General features: G+C 70.3%; 14 protein-coding genes. 7 read left to right on the forward strand and 7 right to left on the reverse strand.

What is annotated here, in order from left to right:
- Nucleotides 1-150: 150 nt before the first annotated feature.
- The 3 genes from ABIA32_RS17300 to ABIA32_RS17310 form a co-directional block, all read right to left on the reverse strand.
- Nucleotides 151-996 (reverse strand): MOSC domain-containing protein, encoded by an 846-nt coding sequence (locus ABIA32_RS17300; protein ID WP_370096005.1) that lies wholly within the window; start codon nucleotides 994-996, stop codon nucleotides 151-153.
- Between the two features lie 151 nt (nucleotides 997-1,147).
- Nucleotides 1,148-1,687: a DUF6643 family protein gene (locus tag ABIA32_RS17305; protein ID WP_370096007.1), complete on the reverse strand. Its 540-nt coding sequence runs from the start codon at nucleotides 1,685-1,687 to the stop codon at nucleotides 1,148-1,150.
- Between the two features lie 317 nt (nucleotides 1,688-2,004).
- On the reverse strand, nucleotides 2,005-2,868 hold the full coding sequence (locus tag ABIA32_RS17310) for a PAC2 family protein (RefSeq protein ID WP_370096009.1): 864 nt from the start codon (nucleotides 2,866-2,868) through the stop codon (nucleotides 2,005-2,007).
- 270 nt (nucleotides 2,869-3,138) lie between these two features.
- On the opposite strand from ABIA32_RS17310, the gene metH reads away from it, so the two are divergent.
- The 3 genes from metH to ABIA32_RS17325 all read left to right on the forward strand — a co-directional run bounded on the left by metH (nucleotide 3,139) and on the right by ABIA32_RS17325 (nucleotide 9,410).
- On the forward strand, nucleotides 3,139-6,648 hold the full coding sequence (gene metH, locus ABIA32_RS17315; RefSeq protein WP_370096011.1) for a methionine synthase: 3,510 nt from the start codon (nucleotides 3,139-3,141) through the stop codon (nucleotides 6,646-6,648).
- A gap of 159 nt (nucleotides 6,649-6,807) precedes the next feature.
- Nucleotides 6,808-7,479 carry an HAD family hydrolase gene (locus ABIA32_RS17320; RefSeq protein ID WP_370096013.1) on the forward strand — a complete coding sequence of 224 codons (672 nt, stop codon included), beginning with the start codon at nucleotides 6,808-6,810 and terminating at the stop codon, nucleotides 7,477-7,479.
- 293 nt (nucleotides 7,480-7,772) lie between these two features.
- Nucleotides 7,773-9,410 carry an ABC transporter substrate-binding protein gene (locus tag ABIA32_RS17325; protein WP_370096015.1) on the forward strand — a complete coding sequence of 546 codons (1,638 nt, stop codon included), beginning with the start codon at nucleotides 7,773-7,775 and terminating at the stop codon, nucleotides 9,408-9,410.
- A gap of 89 nt (nucleotides 9,411-9,499) precedes the next feature.
- Here the strand turns inward: ABIA32_RS17325 and ABIA32_RS17330 are convergent, their stop codons facing one another.
- Nucleotides 9,500-10,171 carry a response regulator gene (locus ABIA32_RS17330; protein ID WP_370096017.1) on the reverse strand — a complete coding sequence of 224 codons (672 nt, stop codon included), beginning with the start codon at nucleotides 10,169-10,171 and terminating at the stop codon, nucleotides 9,500-9,502.
- A gap of 34 nt (nucleotides 10,172-10,205) precedes the next feature.
- A complete protein-coding gene (locus ABIA32_RS17335; RefSeq protein ID WP_370096019.1) occupies nucleotides 10,206-11,126 on the reverse strand; it encodes a RecB family exonuclease in 921 nt (306 codons plus the stop codon).
- Between the two features lie 128 nt (nucleotides 11,127-11,254).
- Here ABIA32_RS17335 and ABIA32_RS17340 point away from each other — a divergent pair, with 128 nt between their 5' ends.
- From ABIA32_RS17340 to ABIA32_RS17350, 3 genes are all read left to right on the forward strand, one after another.
- On the forward strand, nucleotides 11,255-12,478 hold the full coding sequence (locus ABIA32_RS17340; RefSeq protein ID WP_370096021.1) for a site-2 protease family protein: 1,224 nt from the start codon (nucleotides 11,255-11,257) through the stop codon (nucleotides 12,476-12,478).
- Between the two features lie 10 nt (nucleotides 12,479-12,488).
- A complete protein-coding gene (locus tag ABIA32_RS17345) occupies nucleotides 12,489-13,454 on the forward strand; it encodes a tRNA (adenine-N1)-methyltransferase (protein WP_370096023.1) in 966 nt (321 codons plus the stop codon).
- A 184-nt stretch (nucleotides 13,455-13,638) separates the two neighbouring features.
- Nucleotides 13,639-14,232: a hypothetical protein gene (locus tag ABIA32_RS17350; protein WP_370096025.1), complete on the forward strand. Its 594-nt coding sequence runs from the start codon at nucleotides 13,639-13,641 to the stop codon at nucleotides 14,230-14,232.
- Nucleotides 14,233-14,341: 109 nt separating this feature from the next.
- On the opposite strand, the gene ABIA32_RS17355 is transcribed toward ABIA32_RS17350, so the two are convergent.
- Together ABIA32_RS17355 and ABIA32_RS17360 are read right to left on the reverse strand one after the other, a co-directional pair.
- Complete coding sequence (locus tag ABIA32_RS17355; RefSeq protein ID WP_370096027.1) at nucleotides 14,342-15,679, reverse strand: cation:proton antiporter; 1,338 nt, start codon at nucleotides 15,677-15,679, stop codon at nucleotides 14,342-14,344.
- Between the two features lie 208 nt (nucleotides 15,680-15,887).
- Nucleotides 15,888-16,190, reverse strand: coding sequence for a ferredoxin (locus ABIA32_RS17360; protein WP_370096029.1), 303 nt, complete (start codon nucleotides 16,188-16,190; stop codon nucleotides 15,888-15,890).
- Nucleotides 16,191-16,408: 218 nt separating this feature from the next.
- Between ABIA32_RS17360 and arc the strand changes: the two genes are divergently transcribed.
- Nucleotides 16,409-18,175 (forward strand): proteasome ATPase, encoded by a 1,767-nt coding sequence (arc, locus tag ABIA32_RS17365; protein ID WP_370096031.1) that lies wholly within the window; start codon nucleotides 16,409-16,411, stop codon nucleotides 18,173-18,175.
- The last annotated feature ends 122 nt before the right edge of the window (nucleotides 18,176-18,297 follow it).

Consider the following 18,297-nt stretch of genomic DNA (forward strand, 5'->3'; position numbering starts at 1 on the left):
TGGCCCTCTTCCTGTGACAACGAGCGGAGCGGCGATCGGTAGCCGCCCGCTGGAACGATTGGACTGATCAGGTCCCCGATCCGACCCGATCCGACCTGACCTGCGCCGATCCGACTTGCACCGACCCGACCCGACCCGAACCGAACCGGATCAGGCGGGCTGCGGCAGCGGACCGGCGTCGAGCACGGTCACCGGGTCGCCGAGGCGCAGCGCGCCGGAGGGGGCGAGCGGGACCAGGTGCATCCCGAAGGTGGCCTCCTGCTCGAAGCGTCGGCGCTTGCGCAGCGTGCGCAGTGGCTGCTGCCCGGTGAAGACGCCGGACTCCTGGTCGACGGTGGTCATCACGCAGCGGCCGCACTGCTGGACCACCTCGAACTCGACCTCGCCGATGCGGATCCGGCGCCAGCCGGTCTCGGCCCAGGGCGTCGGCTCGTCCACGACGAGGTTGGGCCGGAAGCGCTCCATCGGGACGGGGCCCGCGGAGGCCGCGAGGTCCGGATGGTCGCGGGCGATGAGCTCGTTGAGCGCGTCGAGCGAGCTGCTGGTCGTCAGCAGCAGGGGGTACTGGTCGGCGAGGCTCGTGGTCGCCGGGCGGGGGCGGCGCGCGGGAACGTCCAGGTGGACCAGGCGCAGCTCCCGGTCGAGCAGCTTGCGGAACCAGTCGGCGATCTCGGGTGTGTCGGCGACGGGTGCGGAGAAGCCGTGGCCGAAGACGGAGACCGGGCCGAGCGCGTCGGGGCCGGGCACGGGCGTGGGCACGCGCAGCGGCGCATCGGCGTCCGGGTGGCCGACGAGCAGTGTTCCGTCGTCCTCGATCCGTGCCTCGAAGAGGGCCAGTCGCGGGTCCTGGCGTTGCGTCAGGGCCTCGCTCTGCGCATCGATCAGCATCCAGCGGCGGTCCCCGGCGAGACCCCAGGGCTCGACGAGACAGCTGTCCAGTGTCAGGGCACGGAAGGACTTGACGGGATGTATTCGCAGGGCGGTCAGCTGGGACATACCCCCATGGTGCCAGTGCGACCGGCACCCGGGCGTCAGCCGGGCGATGGCTGCTGATCAGTAGCCCTGATCAGTAGCCCCTTCTCGGCAATCTGCTCGGCACGTCCTGCTCGGCACGTCCTGGTCGGCAACTCTGGCCGGCAACTCCTGGTCAGTAGCCCCGCTGCTGCGGGTACTGCGGGGAGTACTGCTGCTGCGGCTGGGTGTAGCCGTTCTGGGGCTGGGCGTACTGCGGCTGACTCTGGGGGTAGGCCGGGCGCAGGGGGGTGACCGGCGGCATCGGCGTGCCGTTGGCCGGGGTGGTGTACGGCCCGGGGGTCCCGTACTGGCCGCCGTAGGAGGGCTGCTGCGGGATGTACGGCTGCGGGGCCGGGTACTGGGCCGGCACCGGGGTGGGCTGGGCGTAGCTGGGACTGCTCGGTCCGGGGCCGAGGGCCAGCCGCGGCGCCGGGGGCGCAGCGGGCAGATTGCTGCCGTAGCCGAAGGAGGATCCGTACGACGAGGGGGAGCCGTACGAGGAACCGTAGGACGACGAGCCGAAGCTGTCGTAGGCCGGCGGCAGGGCCGCAGGCACGTTGATCGGCGCGATCTGCGGGACCCCCCGCTCAGCCACGAGGCTGTCGTAGATGGGGGTGTCCGAGGCGAAGGACGGAGCGTAGTAACCGACTCCGTCGTAGGAGCGGGAGGTCATGAGGCATACCGTAAGCCCACAACGTGCCTGCTGAGGAGAGTGTCACGGCAGGTAGTTGTGGTGTTTGTCGACCTTAGGGGTCGCACGCCCGGTCGAATGTGTGAAAAACGGTCAGATCACCTGCATGGAGTAGCCGCAGGCAGGGGGTTTGTTGATGCAATGTTTACCGGACGTACCCTCTCCGGCTCGCGTCATCCGCCCGACCGACGGAGTTCACTCTCCCGAGCGGGCGCGCGTCAACGGCGAGCAACCCACTCGGACGGGCGCAACGGACGGGCGCAACGGCGGGGACGACCGGCCCGGCACATGGGGACGGTTCAGTCGCCGGCCTTGGGCGGCTGGTTGTCCCGGCGGCGCAGGTAGCGCTCGAATTCGCGCGCGATCGCGTCGCCCGAGGCCTCCGGCAGGTCGACCGTGTCCTTGGCCTCCTCCAGCTGCTGGACGTACTCGGCCACCTCGCTGTCCTCCGCGGCCAGCTGGTCCACGCCGAGCTGCCAGGCCCGCGCGTCGTCGGGCAGCTCGCCCAGCGGCACCCGGATGTCCAGCAGGTCCTCGACCTTGTTCAGCAGCGCCAGCGTCGCCTTCGGGTTCGGCGGCTGCGCCACGTAGTGCGGCACGGCGGCCCAGAAGGTCGCCACCGGGATGCCCGCGTGCGCACACGCCTCCTGGAGGACCCCGACGATGCCGGTCGGGCCCTCGTAGCGGCTCTCCTCCAGCTCGAGCTGGCTCGCCACGTCCGGGTCGGAGGTGACCCCGCTGACCGGGACCGGACGGGTGTGCGGGGTGTCGCCGAGCAGCGCGCCCAGGATCACCACCATCTCCACCCCGAGCTCGTGGGCGACGCCCAGCAGCTCCTGGCAGAAACTGCGCCAGCGCATGCTCGGCTCGATGCCGCGCACCAGCACCAGGTCCCTGGTCTTCGGCTCGGTCACCCGGACGACGGAGAGGCGGGTCGTCGGCCAGGTGATCCGGCGTACTCCGCCTTCCATCCAGATGGTCGGCCGGTTGACCTGGAAGTCGTAGTAGTCCTCGGCGTCCAGCTCCGCGAGTTCCTTGCCGCCCCAGATCTCGTCCAGATGCGCGACGGCGGTGGAGGCGGCGTCCCCCGCATCGTTCCAGCCCTCGAACGCGGCCACCATGACCGGGTCGATGAGCTCGGGCACGTCCTCAAGCTCGATCACCCCGGGGCCTCCCTCCACTTGCCTGGGTCGGGCCCGGCTGAGCCCGCCCCACGGACTGTAAGTGCCCAGCGTACGGGCAACCATTCCTTTTACCGGATGCACTCGCTCGACCTGCCGCCCGTGACCAGCAGGGCTCCGACGCCCCTTCGCGTCCGTCCCACCTGGCGGAATCAAGCGGTTCTCCGGTCGACCGCTGACATACTCTGGGCCTCGTGCGCCTGTGGATGTGCGGGCGCAAAGTCGACAGCCGTCGCACACAGGGAGCTCACCATGGCCGTTTTCGCCCCTCCTGCCCCCCAAGAGCGCGCCGACGCGCTCCGCGAGGCGCTCGCCACCCGCGTGGTCGTGGCCGACGGGGCCATGGGAACCATGCTCCAGGCGCAGGACCCGACCATGGAGGACTTCGAGGGCCACGAGGGCTGCAACGAGGTCCTGAACGTCTCCCGTCCCGACATCGTGCGGGCCGTGCACGAGGCCTACTTCGCCGTCGGCGTGGACTGCGTCGAGACGAACACGTTCGGCACCAATCTCTCCGCCTTCGCCGAGTACGACATCGCCGACCGGATCTTCGAGCTGGCCGAGGCCGGTGCCAGGATCGCCCGCGAGGTAGCCGACGAGGTCACCGCCAAGGACGGGCGGCAGCGCTGGGTGCTGGGTTCGATCGGCCCCGGCACCAAGCTGCCGACCCTGGGCCATGTCAGCTTCGAGGCGCTGCGCGAGGGCTTCCACCAGAACGCGGCCGGTCTGATCGCGGGCGGCGCGGACGCGCTGCTGATCGAAACCAGCCAGGACCTGCTCCAGGTCAAGGCCGCCGTCCTCGGCGTCAAGCAAGCACTGGCCGAGGCGGGCCTGAACCTGCCGCTCATCGCCCAGGTCGCCATGGAGACCACGGGGACGATGCTGCTGGGCTCCGAGATCGGGGCCGCGCTGACCGCGCTGGAACCGCTCGGAATCGACCTGATCGGACTGAACTGCTCCACCGGCCCGGCCGAGATGGGCGAGCACCTGAGGTACCTCGCCCGGAACGCCAGGATCGGCGTCTCCTGCATGCCGAACGCCGGCCTGCCGATCCTGACGAAGGACGGCGCGCACTTCCCGCTCGACCCGGCCGGACTGGCCGACGCGCACGAGGTCTTCGTCCGGGACTACGGCCTGTCGCTGGTAGGCGGCTGCTGCGGGACCACGCCCGAGCACCTGCGTGCGGTGGTCGAGCGCGTCCAGGGCCTGCCCATCGTGCCGCGGACCCCGCAGCCGGAGGCGGCGGCCTCCTCGCTCTACCAGGCGGTTCCGTTCCGCCAGGACACCTCCTACCTCGCGATCGGCGAGCGGACCAATGCCAACGGCTCGAAGAAGTTCCGCGAGGCGATGCTCGCTGCGGACTGGCAGGGCTGCGTCGACATCGCCCGCGAGCAGATCCGTGAGGGCGCGCACCTGCTCGACCTCTGCGTGGACTACGTCGGCCGTGACGGCGTCGCGGACATGAAGGAGCTGGCCGGGCGGCTGGCGACGGCCTCGACGCTGCCGATCGTGCTGGACTCCACCGAGCCCGAGGTGCTGCGGGCCGGCCTGGAGCTGCTCGGCGGCCGGGCGGTGCTCAACTCGGTCAACTTCGAGGACGGCGACGCGGACGACTCCCGCTACGGCCGGATTGCGGCGCTGGCGGCCGAGCACGGCGCGGGCCTGATCGCGCTGACGATCGACGAGGACGGGCAGGCCCGCACCGCCGAGAAGAAGGTCGCGATCGCCGAGCGGCTGATCGCGGATCTGGGCTCCCGCTTCGGCATCCGCGAGTCGGACATCCTGGTGGACTGTCTCGCCTTCACGCTGGGCACCGGCCAGGAGGAGTCGCGCCGGGACGGCATCGAGACGATCGAGGCGATCCGCGAGCTGAAGCGCCGTCACCCGGACGTGCAGACCACGCTGGGGCTCTCCAACATCTCCTTCGGCCTCTCGCCGGCCGCGCGCATGGTGCTGAACTCGGTGTTCCTGCACGAGTGCGTGGAGGCGGGGCTCGACTCCGCGATCGTGCACGCGGCGAAGATCCTGCCGATCGCGCGGATCCCCGAGGAGCAGCGCGAGGTGGCTCTGGACCTGGTCTACGACCGGCGCCGTCCTGCTGAAGGCGGCGCTGCGGGCTATGACCCGCTCTCCCGTTTCCTGGAGCTCTTCGCGGGCGTCAGCGCGGCGTCGGTGCGCGCGGGCAAGGCGGAGGAGCTGGCCGCGCTCCCGCTGGAGGAGCGGCTGCAGGCCCGCATCGTCGACGGCGAGCGCAACGGCCTGGAGGACGACCTCGCCGAGGCGCTGACGCTGCGTCCGGCGCTGGAGATCGTCAACGAGGTGCTGCTCGAGGGCATGAAGACGGTCGGCGAGCTGTTCGGCTCCGGCCAGATGCAGCTGCCGTTCGTGCTCCAGTCCGCCGAGGTGATGAAGAACGCGGTCGCCTATCTCGAACCGCACATGGAGAAGTCCGACGCCGAGGGCAAGGGCACGATCGTGCTCGCCACGGTCAAGGGCGACGTCCACGACATCGGCAAGAACCTGGTCGACATCATCCTGTCCAACAACGGCTACACCGTCGTGAACATCGGCATCAAGCAGCCGGTGTCGGCGATCCTGGAAGCGGCCCAGGAGCACCGCGCCGATGTGATCGGGATGTCCGGGCTGCTGGTGAAGTCCACGGTGATCATGAAGGAGAACCTGCAGGAGCTCAACCAGCGCGGCCTGGCCGCGGACTTCCCGGTGATCCTCGGCGGCGCGGCGCTGACCCGGGCCTATGTGGAGCAGGACCTGCACGAGATCTACCAGGGCGAGGTCCGCTACGCCCGTGACGCGTTCGAGGGCCTGCGCCTGATGGACGCGCTGATCGGGGTCAAGCGCGGCGTCCCCGGCGCGGTGCTGCCCGAGCTGAAGCAGCGGCGGCACGCGAAGGTGGAGGTCGCCGAGCCGGAGGAGACCACGACCCGCTCGGACGTGGCGGCCGACAACCCGGTGCCGTCCCCGCCGTTCTGGGGCGACCGGATCGTCAAGGGCATCCCGCTGGCCGACTACGCGTCCTGGCTGGACGAGGACGCGCTGTTCAAGGGCCAGTGGGGGCTGAAGGCCGCCCGCACCGGCGGCCCCTCCTACGAGGAGCTGGTGGAGACCGAGGGCCGGCCGCGGCTGCGGATGTGGCTGGACCGCCTGCAGACCGAGGGCCTGCTGGAGGCGGCCGTGGTCTACGGCTACTTCCCCGCCGTCGCCCGCGGCAACACCCTGGTGGTGCTGGGCGAGGACGGCAAGGAGCGGACCGACTTCACCTTCCCGCGGCAGCGTCGCGGCCGCCGGCTCTGCCTGGCCGACTTCTTCCGGGCGGAGGAGACGGGCGAGAAGGACGTCGTCGCGCTCCAGGTCGTCACCATGGGCAACCGGATCTCCGAGGAGGCGAACGAGCTGTTCGCGGCGAACGCCTACCGGGACTACATGGAGCTGCACGGCCTGTCCGTGCAGCTGGCGGAGGCGCTGGCCGAGTACTGGCACGCGCGGGTCCGCGCAGAACTGGGTTTCTCCTCCGAGGACCCGAAGGACATGCGCGACATGTTCGCCCTCAAGTACCGGGGCGCCCGCTTCTCCCTGGGCTACGGCGCCTGCCCGGACCTCGAGGACCGCGCCAAGATCGCGGAGCTGCTGCGCCCGGAACGGATCGGCGTCCACCTCTCCGAGGAGTTCCAGCTCCACCCCGAGCAGTCCACCGACGCCATCGTCATCCACCACCCCGAGGCGAAGTACTTCAACGCGCGTTGAGTCGATCCGCTGTGAGTCGATCGGCTTCTAGTCGATCTGCTTCGAGTCGATCTGCGAGGCGGATCGATCTGGCTTAAGCTGTAGGACCCATTCGGGCCGGCCACTGTGAAAGTGACCGGCCCGAACGGCCCTACCAGCACGAAGAAGGCGGAACCGCCCGTGACCACCGTCGCCTCCCGCACCCTCCAGGCCGTACTCGTCGACATGGACGGCACCCTCGTGGACACCGAGGACTTCTGGTGGGAGGCCGAGTCGACCCTCCTGGCCGAGCTGGGTCACCCGATCGGCGTCCAGGAGCGCGAGGTCGTGGTCGGCGGGCCGATGACCCGGGTGGTCGACCACCTGCTCGCCGTCTCCGGGGCGCCGCTCACGCCGGAGCGGCTGGGCGAGCTGATCAACGAGCGCTTCGTCGAGCTGATCGGCCAGGGCGTCCCGGTCCGCCCGGGGGCCAAGTCCCTGCTGGTGGATCTCGCCGCCCACGGCGTGCCGGTCGCCCTGGTCTCCGCCTCGCACCGACGGATCATCGACCAGGTGCTGCTGACCCTGGGCGCGCACTTCTTCGCCTTCACGGTCGCCGGTGACGAGCTCGCCCGCACCAAGCCGCACCCGGACCCCTACCTCCTCGCCGCAGCCCGCCTGGGCGCCGACCCCGCGCGCTGCGTCGTCATCGAGGACGCGCCGACGGGCGTCCGCTCGGGCCAGGCCGCGGGCTGCCACGTGCTCGCGGTGCCCTCCGTCGCCGTGATCGAGCCGGGCCCGCGCACGACGGTGCGCGCCTCGCTGGAAGGCGTCGACACCGCGCTGCTGCGCGCGCTGCTGGCCGACGACTGAGCGGGCGACCGGGCAGGCGACCGGGCAGGGGAACCGCCCGGAGTTTCGCCCGCCGAAGGTAACTACCTGCTAACGCCAAATCGGACTTATCGGTGCACTGGTCGTCAATTCCGGCGCATTTTCGGGCTCTTGGAGGAACCCTAGGTAAAGGGCGGCTGCAGCTTCGTGCGATCGTATGGCAGGCTACCCAACGATCGACCCTGCGCGGACCCGGCGGCACCCCTTGTCGTGGTGTCGCGGTGTCGTCGAGGCACGGCGGCGACCCTCAGCGCCGGCAAGGAGAAGAAGGACACATGTCAGCACTCAAGCGGCTGGCAGCGATCAGCTGCGTCGGCCTGATAGCCGCGACCACCGCCTGCGGTTCCTCCAAGTCGACCGGACCGGTGGCGGGCGCTCCGAACGTGACCCTCAAGGTCGGCTCGGCCAACGCCTACTCCACGCTGGATCCGGCAAACGCCTACGACCAGGGTTCGTGGACGCTGTACTACAACATCTACCAGGGCCTTTACACCTACGCACCGGGCTCGAACGTCCCGTCGGAGGATGCGGCCAAGAGCTGCACCCCGGCCGCGGACCTGGTGACGGTCAACTGTGAGCTCAAGCCGGGTCTCAAGTTCTCCAACGGTGACCCGCTCGACGCGGCGGCGGTGAAGTTCTCGCTCGACCGGGTCGCGAAGATCAAGTCGAAGACCGGCGTCGGCGCGCTGCTGAGCTCGATCAAGTCGATCGACGTGCAGAGCAGCACGCAGTTCACCTTCCACCTGACCCAGGCCGACGCGACCCTGAAGGACCGTCTCGCCTCCGGTGTCGCCTCGTTGGTGGACCCGAAGGTCTTCTCTGAGACCAGCGCCGAGCCCGCCGACTTCACCGGCGTGGTCGGGTCGGGCCGTTACAAGGTCGACTCGGTGCAGTTCGGCACCCTTGGCTCGACCGACAAGCGCGCCGTCGACGTCAAGCTCTCGCTGAACCCGAACTACCAGGGTGCCGCCACGGTGACCCCGCACAACTCCGCCGTCGAGTTGAAGTACTACGCGGACCAGGTCGGTACCAAGCAGGCGCTGGACTCCAAGGATGTCGATGTCGTCATCCAGGACCTCAACGCCAGCGACATCGTCTCGATGCAGGGCAACCAGCAGCTCGGCTCCGGCCTGCAGGTGGCCCAGGGCCCCGGCGGCACGGTCCGGCTGATGTCCTTCAACACGCTCAAGGGCGTGTTCAAGAACGTCACGGTGCGCCAGGCCGTGGCCCAGCTGATCGACCGCACCGCGATCATCAGCGGCCCCTACCAGAACACGGTCGCGCCCGCCTACTCGGTCATGCCCCCCGGCATCACCGACGAGTCGGAGTCCTTCGCGAACGTGTCGTACATGCAGCCGAAGCAGAAGACGCTCTCCGCGATCAAACGGTCTCTGGTCGACGCGGGCGTCTCGCTGCCGGTCAAGTTCACCCTCTCCTTCGGTAAGGGTGACGCGGCCAAGGAGCGCGAGGTTCAGATGATCGCCGATCAGCTGAACAACTCCAAGCTCTTCCAGGTGTCGCTCCAGGGCTTCGCCGGCGGGTTCTCCGAGATGTCGAAGAGGGTTCTCGAGACCGGCAACTTCCAGGCCTTCATGGTCGCCTGGTCCGCCGACTACCTCGACCCCGACGACTACATCTCGCCCATGGTCTCCGGCCCGGCCCCCGGAGCGCTGTACAACGGCTACAGCGACAGCAGGATCAACGAACTGATCAAGCAGGGCCTGGCCGTCCAGCACCGCGAGGACGCGCGCGCCATCTACAAGCAGATCCAGGACATCATCGCCCGCGACGTCCCGGTCCTGCCGATCTGGGCCAACCAGCAGTACGCCGCCTCGCAGGCGAACGTCACCGGCGTGCCGCTCACGCTCGACAGCTCAGGCAACGCCCGCTGGTGGCTGATCGGCAAGAGCTGATCCCGCCGGGGACAGAGCAGAAACCGCACGGGGCGGCCGACGACGAGTCGGCCGCCCCGTGCGGCTTCGCGCAGCCTCGCTGCCGTGGTTCAGCTGCCGCCGGGACGGACCAGGCCGCTCTCGTAGGCGAAGACCGCGGCCTGGACCCGGTCCCGCAGGCCGAGCTTGGTCAGCACATGGCCGACGTGCGTCTTGACGGTCGTCTCGCTGACGAACAGCTCGGCGGCGACCTCCGCGTTCGACAGGCCCTTGGCGACCAGCTTCAGCACCTCCACCTCCCGCTCGGTCAGCGTGCCGAGGGAGGGCGGTGGGGCTTCGTCGCCGGACGGCAGTCGGCCCGCGTACATGTCGAGCAGGCGGCGGGTGACGCTCGGGGCGAGCATCGCGGCGCCCTCGGCGACCACGCGGATCGCCTGGACCAGCTCCTCCGCGGGCACGTCCTTGAGCAGGAAGCCGCTCGCCCCGGCGCGCAGTGCCTCCACGACGTATTCGTCGAGGTCGAAGGTGGTCAGCACCAGCACCTTGGCCGGGCCGTCCCGGCCGGGGCCCGCGATGCGGCGGGTGGCCTCGACGCCGTCCATGCGCGGCATCCGGATGTCCATCAGGACCACGTCCGGCTGCAGCGCGCGGACCTGGTCGAGCGCCTGCTGCCCGTCCCCGGCCTCACCGACCACGGCGATGTCGCCCTCGGCCTCCAGGATCATCCGGAAACCGGTGCGCAGCAGCGGCTGGTCGTCGACCAGCAGCACTCGGATCGTCACAGCACGCTCCACTCGGCCGTTCAGGCCGTCTCGTTCAGGCCGTCTCGTTCAGGGCTTGTTCGGGCACAGCTTGTTCAAGAGCTGTCTTGATCTCCAAAGGGTACGCAGGCGGAGTGCCGCCCCACGCGGGGCACCGCGACTTGTGCGCACACCAGTCACAGAGCCGGTTGGGGCTGGCCGGCCACTCGCCCGTCTCCAGCGCCTGCTGGATCGCCGTCCAGAGCGCGAGCAGCTTGCGCTCGACGGCGAGCAGATCCGCCTCGTCCGGGTCGTAGCTGACGATCTGCCCGCCGCCGCCCAGGTAGACCAGCTGGAGCCGCTTGGGCAGGACGCCGCGTTCACGCCAGATCACCAGGGCGTAGAACTTCATCTGGAACATGGCCTTGCCCTCGAAGTCCCGCGAGGGGGCCCGGCCGGTCTTGTAGTCGACCACCCTGACCTCGCCCGTGGGCGCCACGTCGATCCGGTCGACGTAACCGCGCAGCAGCAGGCCGGACTCGAGCGTCGTCTGCACCAGCAGCTCGCGCTCGGCGGGCTGGAGCCGGTTCGGATCCTCGATCCGGAAGTAGGCGTCGAGCAGCTTCTCCGCCTCGGCGAGCCAGGAGGCCAGCTCCGTCGCGTCCGCGTCGGCTGGGAAGAGCTCGGCGGCTTCGGGCCGCTCCAGCAGCAGCTTCTCCCACTCCGGGCGCAGCAGCGCCCGCGCCGCGTCCGGGGTGCGGGCGCCGGCGGGGGCGTCGAAGAGCCGCTCCAGCACCGCGTGGACCAGCGTGCCCTTCGTGGCCGCCGGGCTGGGCGGCTCGGGCAGCTTGTCGATCACCCGCAGCCGGTACAGCAGCGGGCAGGTCATGAAGTCTCCCGCCCGGGAGGGGGAGAGGGAGGAGGGCAGTGTGACGGCGGGCAGTGTGACGGCGGGCAGTGTGACGTCGGGAGCGGTCGACGGGTCGGCGGCTTGCATGGGTCCGACCCTATGGCCTGGCACCGACAGCATGCGGGTAAGTACTGAACAGACGGCCCGCCGCGCGCTCCCGGCGGGAACTGATCGCGTAGCGTGTGGCGCGCGGGCACGGGTACGGAGGGGCGGACGTGAGCGGAACCGACGGCAAAGCGGACAGCAGAGCGAGCGAGCCCGAAGAGGAGCGCCCCACCGGGGCGCTGCGGATGGGCCGCCCGTTCGGGGTGCCCGTGTACGTCACGCCCAGCTGGTTCCTGATCGCCGCGCTGATCACCTGGCTCTTCGGCGGACAGATCGACTCGGTGCTGCCCGGGCTGGGCAACGCGCGCTACCTGGTCTCGCTCTTCTTCGCGGTGGCCTTCTACGGGTCGGTGCTGATCCACGAGCTCGCCCACACGGTGCTGGCGCTCCGCTTCAAGCTGCCGGTGCTCAGGATCCAGCTGCAGTTCTTCGGCGGGGTATCCGAGATCACCAAGGAGGCGGAGACCGCCGGACGCGAGTTCTGGCTGGCCTTCGCCGGTCCGCTGCTCTCCCTCGTGCTGGGCGGCGTCTTCCTCGGCGCCATGCAGTTCGTGACCCCGGCCACCGTCCCCGGCGTGCTGGTCACCGCACTGATGCTGAGCAATTTCGTGGTCGCCGCCTTCAACCTGCTGCCGGGCCTGCCGCTCGACGGCGGCCGGATGCTGCGGGCGGTCGTCTGGAAGCTCTCCGGTCGCCAGATGACCGGCACCCTCGCCGCCGCGTGGGTCGGCCGGGCCCTCGCGATCGCGGTGCTGATCCTGATGCCCGCCTGGTCCGCGACCCAGAACCAGGACGTCGGCATCGGCGCGCTGCTGACCGACGCCGTGCTCGGCGCGATCCTCGCCGCGATCATCTGGAACGGCGCGGGCAGCAGCCTGCGCACCGCGCGGCTGCGCGAGCGCCTGCCCGAGCTCAGCGTCACCGCGCTGACCCGGCCGGCCGTCAGCGTCAGCGCCGACACCCCGCTCGCCGAGGCGCTGCGCCTGCTGGAGGCCGCCGACGCGCTCGGCATCATCGTCACCGACTCGGCGGGCACCCCGATCGCGCTGGTGCGGGAGCGGGCGGTCCGGGCGATCCCCGAGCACCGGCGGCCGTGGATGCAGGTCAGCGAGGTGTCGGTGCCGCTGGGTCCGGGCAGCTACGTGGACTCCGCCCTCGTCGGCGAGGACCTGCTGGACACCCTGCGGGCCGCCCCGGCCGCCGAGTACCTGGTCCGCGACGCCGACGGCACCCCGCTCGGCGTCCTCGCGGCCGTCGACGTCGAGGGCGCCTTCGCCCGAGCGATGGCCGGTGAGCCGCCCATCCTGGTCGGGGGCCCGTCCCCGCGCCCGTAAACTAGCGCCCATGACTCAACCGACCGGCGCCGCCCGCCGCCGTGGGCCCTTCCAGGTCGGGGACCAGGTCCAGCTCACCGACCCCAAGGGGCGCCACCACACCATCACGCTCGAAGCCGGGAAGGCCTTTCACACCCACAAGGGTGCCTTCTCGCACGACGAGCTGATCGGGGCCCCTGAGGGCTCCGTCGTGCGCACCACCGGGAACACCCAGTACCTCGCGCTGCGCCCCCTGCTCCCCGACTACGTCCTCTCCATGCCGCGCGGTGCCGCGGTCGTCTACCCGAAGGACGCGGGGCAGATCGTCACCATGGCCGACATCTTCCCCGGCGCCCGCGTCGTGGAGGCCGGCGTCGGCTCGGGTGCGCTGAGCATGTCGCTGCTGCGCGCGGTGGGGGACAGCGGCTCGCTCTCCTCCTACGAGCGCCGCGAGGACTTCGCCGAGATCGCGCGGAACAACGTCGAGCGCTACTTCGGCAGCCCGCACCCCGCGTGGAAGCTGACCCTGGGCGACCTCCAGGACAACCTCGTCGAGACCGAGGTCGACCGGGTCGTGCTGGACATGCTCGCGCCCTGGGAGTGCCTGGACGTCGTCTCCAAGGCGCTCGTGCCCGGCGGTGTCATCTGCTGCTACGTCGCCACGACCACGCAGCTCTCGCGCACCGTCGAGGCGCTGCGCGAGCACGGCACCTTCACCGAGCCGCAGTCCTGGGAGTCGATGGTGCGCAGCTGGCACGTCGAGGGACTGGCCGTGCGCCCGGACCACCGGATGATCGGCCACACCGGATTCCTGCTCACCTCCCGCCGCCTGGCGGACGGCGTCGAGCCGCCGCTGCGTCGCCGCCGCCCGGCGAAGGGCGCGTACGGCGAGGTGGAGGCCCCGGAGAAGGTCAAGCCCGGCCGGTTCCTGAAGCTGGCCGAGGGGCGCTCGGACGCCTCCGGCGAGGAGTACGTCGAGGACTTCGACCGGGACTGACCGGTTCGTCCCGCGCCTCGGACAGCGGGCGGGGCAGCGCACACGGGGAAGCGACGGAATCGTCGCTTCCCCGTTGTTCTGCCCGCGTCCGGACTGTGGGACGATGCTGCCCTCGAACGCGCGGGAAGCGGGGTGTGCCCTGGTGGTGCAGGTGGTGGCGAGGTCCAGCGAGCAGGATGCGGCCGTGGCGACCAGCGGTGCGGGGGAGGAGACCGTGACGACTCCGGCCAGTCCTCCTGCGCACGCCCGCAGCAGACCGCTGCACTGGGTGGCCACCGCCGCCGGCATCGCCGCCGTGGTCGGCACCGCGCTCGCGGTGGGTCCGGCCGGCGCCGCGCAGCAGGCCGCCCCGGGCGCCGCCCACCAGGTCGGCGCAGCCGCCGCACCGGACCCGAGCAAGGTCACCCTGCCGCTGGACTGCGCCGGGCAGCCGGTGAAGATCGACCAGCGCTTCGCCGCCACCCTGCCCGGCACGGGGGTGCCGGTCACCGTGGTCGCGGCCCGCTGCGACGCGACCGGCGGCACCCCGCCGGACGGCCTGTTCGTCCTGGAAGCCGGCTCGACCGCGGTCGTGCGCCTCCTCGACCCGGCCCGCCGCCTCACCGTGCGCAGCATGGCGATGCGCTCCGACGGCAGCATCCACGCGGTCGTCAGCGGCTACTCGACGGCTGACGTCCCGAACTGCTGCCCGGACGTCCACGAGACACTGGACTGGACCTTCGCGGCGAACGGCAGCTGGGGCGACCCCGCCGTCACGGCCAACCAGAACCAGGTCTGAGGCGGGCTCAGAGCCCAGGATGTCCGAGCCCAGGACGTCCGAGCCCAAGATGTCCGCGCCGCCGGCCAGCTGACCCGGGGTCGGGTCCGCGATGGCGGCGCGGTCCGGGCTACGCCGAGCCGACGGCCGCTCCCGTCCTGGGATCGCCCCCTTTCGGGTCGCCGCCCCGCGGCGGGGTCCTCCGACGGGGGACCCCGTCCGTGGCCCCGCCCGGTCGGGGGAGAGGGCGGTCGATCAGCAGGCTCAGCAGGGGTTGCGTCAGCACCGTGGTGATCAGGGCCATCAGCACGAAGACGCTGTAGAGCGCACCGCCGATGAAGCCGGCCTGGGCGCCCGCGTTCAGGGCGATCAGCTCGGTCAGGCCGCGGGTGCTCAGCAGGATGCCGACGAGCAGCCGCTCCCTGCCCGACAGGTCCGAGCCGCGGGCCGCGAGCGTGCCGCCGGCGACCTTGACCGTGATCCCCACGACGGTGACCGTCAGCAGTGCGAGCAGCCCGGCGGGCGGTATCGCGGATATGTCCACGGCCTGGGCCGACAGGACGAAGAAGAACGGCAGCAGCAGCGAGCCGAGCCCGTGCAGGCGTTCCACGACGACCGCCGGAACGGTACCCTCCGCGGTGGTCCGCGGTAGGCAGACGCCGGCGAGCAACGCCCCCACGATGGTGTGGAGGCCGAGCGCGCTGGTGGCCCAGGCCGCCGCGCAGGCGTAGGCGAGCAGGACGCCGAGCCGTAGCCCTGGATCACCCGCGGTCCTGGTGAGCATCCGGCGCAGCAGTGGCCGGAGCGTGAGCTGCGCCGCCACCAGCAGGGCGAACAGCCCGAGCCGCGCCGGCCAGGCGAACCCGCGCTGGGAGCCGCCGGTCAGCAGCGCGAAGGTCAGCACCGACCAGCCCAGGACGTCGATCAGGCCGGCCGCCGCGAAGGCGACGACGCCGACCCGGGTCGGCTGCAGACCGTTCTCGCGGATGACAGCGGTCAGCACCGGGACGGCAGTGATCGACAGGGCCACCCCGAGGAACAGCACCGGGCCGAGCTGCGCGGAGCGCGGCCCGCCCAGGGCGGCGACCTGGGCCCGGCAGGTGAGCGCCAGTGCGACACCGGCCGCCATCGGCACCGCGAAGGCGGCGGCCGCGACGGTCAGCACCAGCCGGGTGCGGCTGCGGACGACCCGCAGATCGAGCTCGCAGCCGACGGCGAAGAGGAAGAGGACCAGCGCCAGTTGGGCGAGGCCCGAGAGCGCCGACGAGACGGAGGGCGGAAACAGCGTGTGGGCGAGCCCGCCGGGCAGGTGTCCGAGCACCGTCGGTCCCAGCGCGAGCCCCGCGAGCAACTGGCCGATGACCGTCGGCTGACGCAGCCACCGCGCGAGTCTGCCGCCGATCTGCGCGGCGCACAGGATGACGGCTGCGGCCGCCATCAGATGGGTGATCTGGACCTCGGTGCCCATGCTTCCCCCCGGATCGCTTCGGCGAAAGCACGCTATCCGAGAAGGGCACCCACAGCGCAGTGGTGCGGCGCTCCTGTGGATAACTTCGGACTGACTAGGTCATGATCGTTGGGCTCGCGCTCCGGCCGTCCGCGCTGACGCCGAGACAGCTCACCCCCCGTCATGTGATCTTCGTCACGTGGCGAGGGGTGGTTCGAAGCTGCGCGCCCTACTCCGCGTCAGGTCCGTAGACCTCGACCTGGTCCTTGACCCGGCGGACGTGGATGCAGTCGCCGGGGCAGTCCTTGGCCGAATCCACCACGTCCTGAAGCAGCGTCAAGGGCACCGGCACACAGGCGCCGGGGTCGACCCGGAGCTCCTCGTCGGTGCCCTTCACGTAGGCGAGCCCGTCGATGTCGAGCTCGAACACCTCCGGTGCGTACTGGACGCAGATCCCGTCGCCCGTGCACAGGTCCTGGTCGATCCAGACTTCGAGCGCCGCCGTGGTCTCGCTGCCGGTGCTGGTGGACATCCCCGCCGCCATTCTCATTTCTCGATGGCTTCTGACGTTGTCAGCGTACAACTGACCGCTTTCGAGCTCGTAACGAGTGGGTATGCCCCTGTTGAGGGGACGTGCGCAAGGGTGAAGATCGGACACACCCCTTCCGAGTTTCTGATCAAGGGGTTTCAACACTCCCAGGCGCAGGTAGGGTCTGGAAGCGTCAGCTCCCCCCGGAGGAGGTGAGGACCGTGGCAGCCCACGAAGACGACTACGCCCGAGGCGGCAGGCCCGCACGGGGTTCTGAAGAGGCACAGAACCAGATCTCGATGCTGGAGCAGGAGATCGCAGTCCTGCGCCGGAAGATCACTGAGCCCACGCGGCACACGAGGATCCTCGAAGAGCGGATTGTCGAGCTGCAGACCAACCTGAACGGCGTCACCGCCCAGAACGAGCGGCTCGCCTCGACCTTGCGCGAGGCGCGGGACCAGATCGTGGCCCTGAAGGAGGAGGTCGACCGGCTGGCGCAGCCGCCCGCCGGCTTCGGCACCTTCCTGTCGGGCAACGAGGACGGCACCGCCGACATCTTCACCGGTGGGCGCAAGCTCCGGGTGAACGTCAGCCCGAGCGTTCCGCTGGACGAGCTGCGGCGCGGCCAGGAGGTCATGCTCAACGAGGCTCTCAACATCGTGGACGCGATGGAGTTCGAGAGCATCGGCGACATCGTGACGCTCAAGGAGGTGCTGGAGGACGGCGAACGCGCGCTGGTCACCGGGCACACGGACGAGGAGCGGGTGGTCCGGCTCGCCGAACCGCTGCGCGACATCGTGCTGCGCCCCGGCGACGCGTTGCTGATGGAGCCGCGCTCCGGATACGTCTACGAGGTCGTGCCGAAGAGCGAGGTCGAAGAGCTGGTCCTCGAAGAGGTGCCGGACATCGACTACGACCGGATCGGCGGCCTCGGCCAGCAGATCGAGCAGATCCGCGACGCGGTCGAGCTGCCGTACCTGCACGCCGACCTCTTCAAGGAGTACGAGCTGCGGCCGCCCAAGGGCGTCCTGCTCTACGGCCCGCCCGGCTGCGGCAAGACGCTCATCGCCAAGGCGGTGGCGAACTCGCTGGCCAAGAAGGTCGCCGAGGTCACCGGCCGGCCCCAGGGGAAGAGCTACTTCCTCAACATCAAGGGCCCCGAGTTGCTCAACAAGTACGTCGGTGAGACCGAGCGGCAGATCCGCCTGGTCTTCCAGCGGGCCAGGGAGAAGGCCAGCGAGGGCACGCCCGTCATCGTCTTCTTCGACGAGATGGAGTCCCTCTTCCGCACCCGAGGCTCGGGCGTCAGCTCGGACGTGGAGAACACCATCGTCCCGCAGCTGCTGGCCGAGATCGACGGTGTGGAGGGCCTGGAGAACGTCATCGTCATCGGCGCCTCCAACCGCGAGGACATGATCGACCCGGCGATCCTGCGGCCCGGCCGCCTGGACGTCAAGATCAAGATCGAGCGGCCGGACGCCGAGGCGGCCAAGGACATCTTCTCCAAGTACCTCAAGAACTCGCTCCCGCTGCACCCGGACGACGTCAAGGAGCACGGCAGCTCCATCGACGCCGCCGTGGCCGCGATGATCCAGGCCGTGGTGGAGCGGATGTACACCGAGTCCGAGGAGAACCGCTTCCTGGAGGTCACCTACGCCAACGGTGACAAGGAGGTCCTGTACTTCAAGGACTTCAACTCCGGCGCCATGATCCAGAACATCGTGGACCGGGCCAAGAAGATGGCGATCAAGGACTACCTGGACCACGGCCAGCGCGGTCTGCGCGTCTCCCACCTGCTCGCCGCCTGTGTGGACGAGTTCAAGGAGAACGAGGACCTGCCCAACACCACGAACCCGGACGACTGGGCCCGGATCTCGGGCAAGAAGGGCGAGCGGATCGTCTTCATCCGCACGCTGGTCACCGGCAAGCAGGGCGCCGAGTCCGGCCGGTCCATCGACACCGTGGCCAACACGGGTCAGTACCTGTAAGGCAGCACCTCAGGGCAAGGCAGTACGAGCAAGACAGCACAGTCCAAAACCGTCCGGCTGCGGGAGCCCGTGGGCCCTCGCAGCCGGACGTTCGTGTCAGCGATCTCCCGGTTGTCAGCCCG

The sequence above is a fragment of the Streptacidiphilus sp. MAP12-20 genome (genome assembly GCF_041262525.1).
GTDB lineage: Bacteria > Actinomycetota > Actinomycetes > Streptomycetales > Streptomycetaceae > Streptacidiphilus.

Bases quoted from the DNA above. Each gene is read 5' to 3' on its own strand.
- ABIA32_RS17300 (WP_370096005.1), bottom strand. From the start codon at position 996: ATGTCCCAGCTGACCGCCCTGCGAATACATCCCGTCAAGTCCTTCCGT.
- ABIA32_RS17305 (WP_370096007.1), bottom strand. From the start codon at position 1,687: ATGACCTCCCGCTCCTACGACGGAGTCGGTTACTACGCTCCGTCCTTC.
- metH (WP_370096011.1), top strand. From the start codon at position 3,139: ATGGCCGTTTTCGCCCCTCCTGCCCCCCAAGAGCGCGCCGACGCGCTC.
- ABIA32_RS17325 (WP_370096015.1), top strand. From the start codon at position 7,773: ATGTCAGCACTCAAGCGGCTGGCAGCGATCAGCTGCGTCGGCCTGATA.
- ABIA32_RS17335 (WP_370096019.1), bottom strand. From the start codon at position 11,126: ATGCAAGCCGCCGACCCGTCGACCGCTCCCGACGTCACACTGCCCGCC.
- ABIA32_RS17345 (WP_370096023.1), top strand. From the start codon at position 12,489: ATGACTCAACCGACCGGCGCCGCCCGCCGCCGTGGGCCCTTCCAGGTC.
- ABIA32_RS17355 (WP_370096027.1), bottom strand. From the start codon at position 15,679: ATGGGCACCGAGGTCCAGATCACCCATCTGATGGCGGCCGCAGCCGTC.
- ABIA32_RS17360 (WP_370096029.1), bottom strand. From the start codon at position 16,190: ATGTCCACCAGCACCGGCAGCGAGACCACGGCGGCGCTCGAAGTCTGG.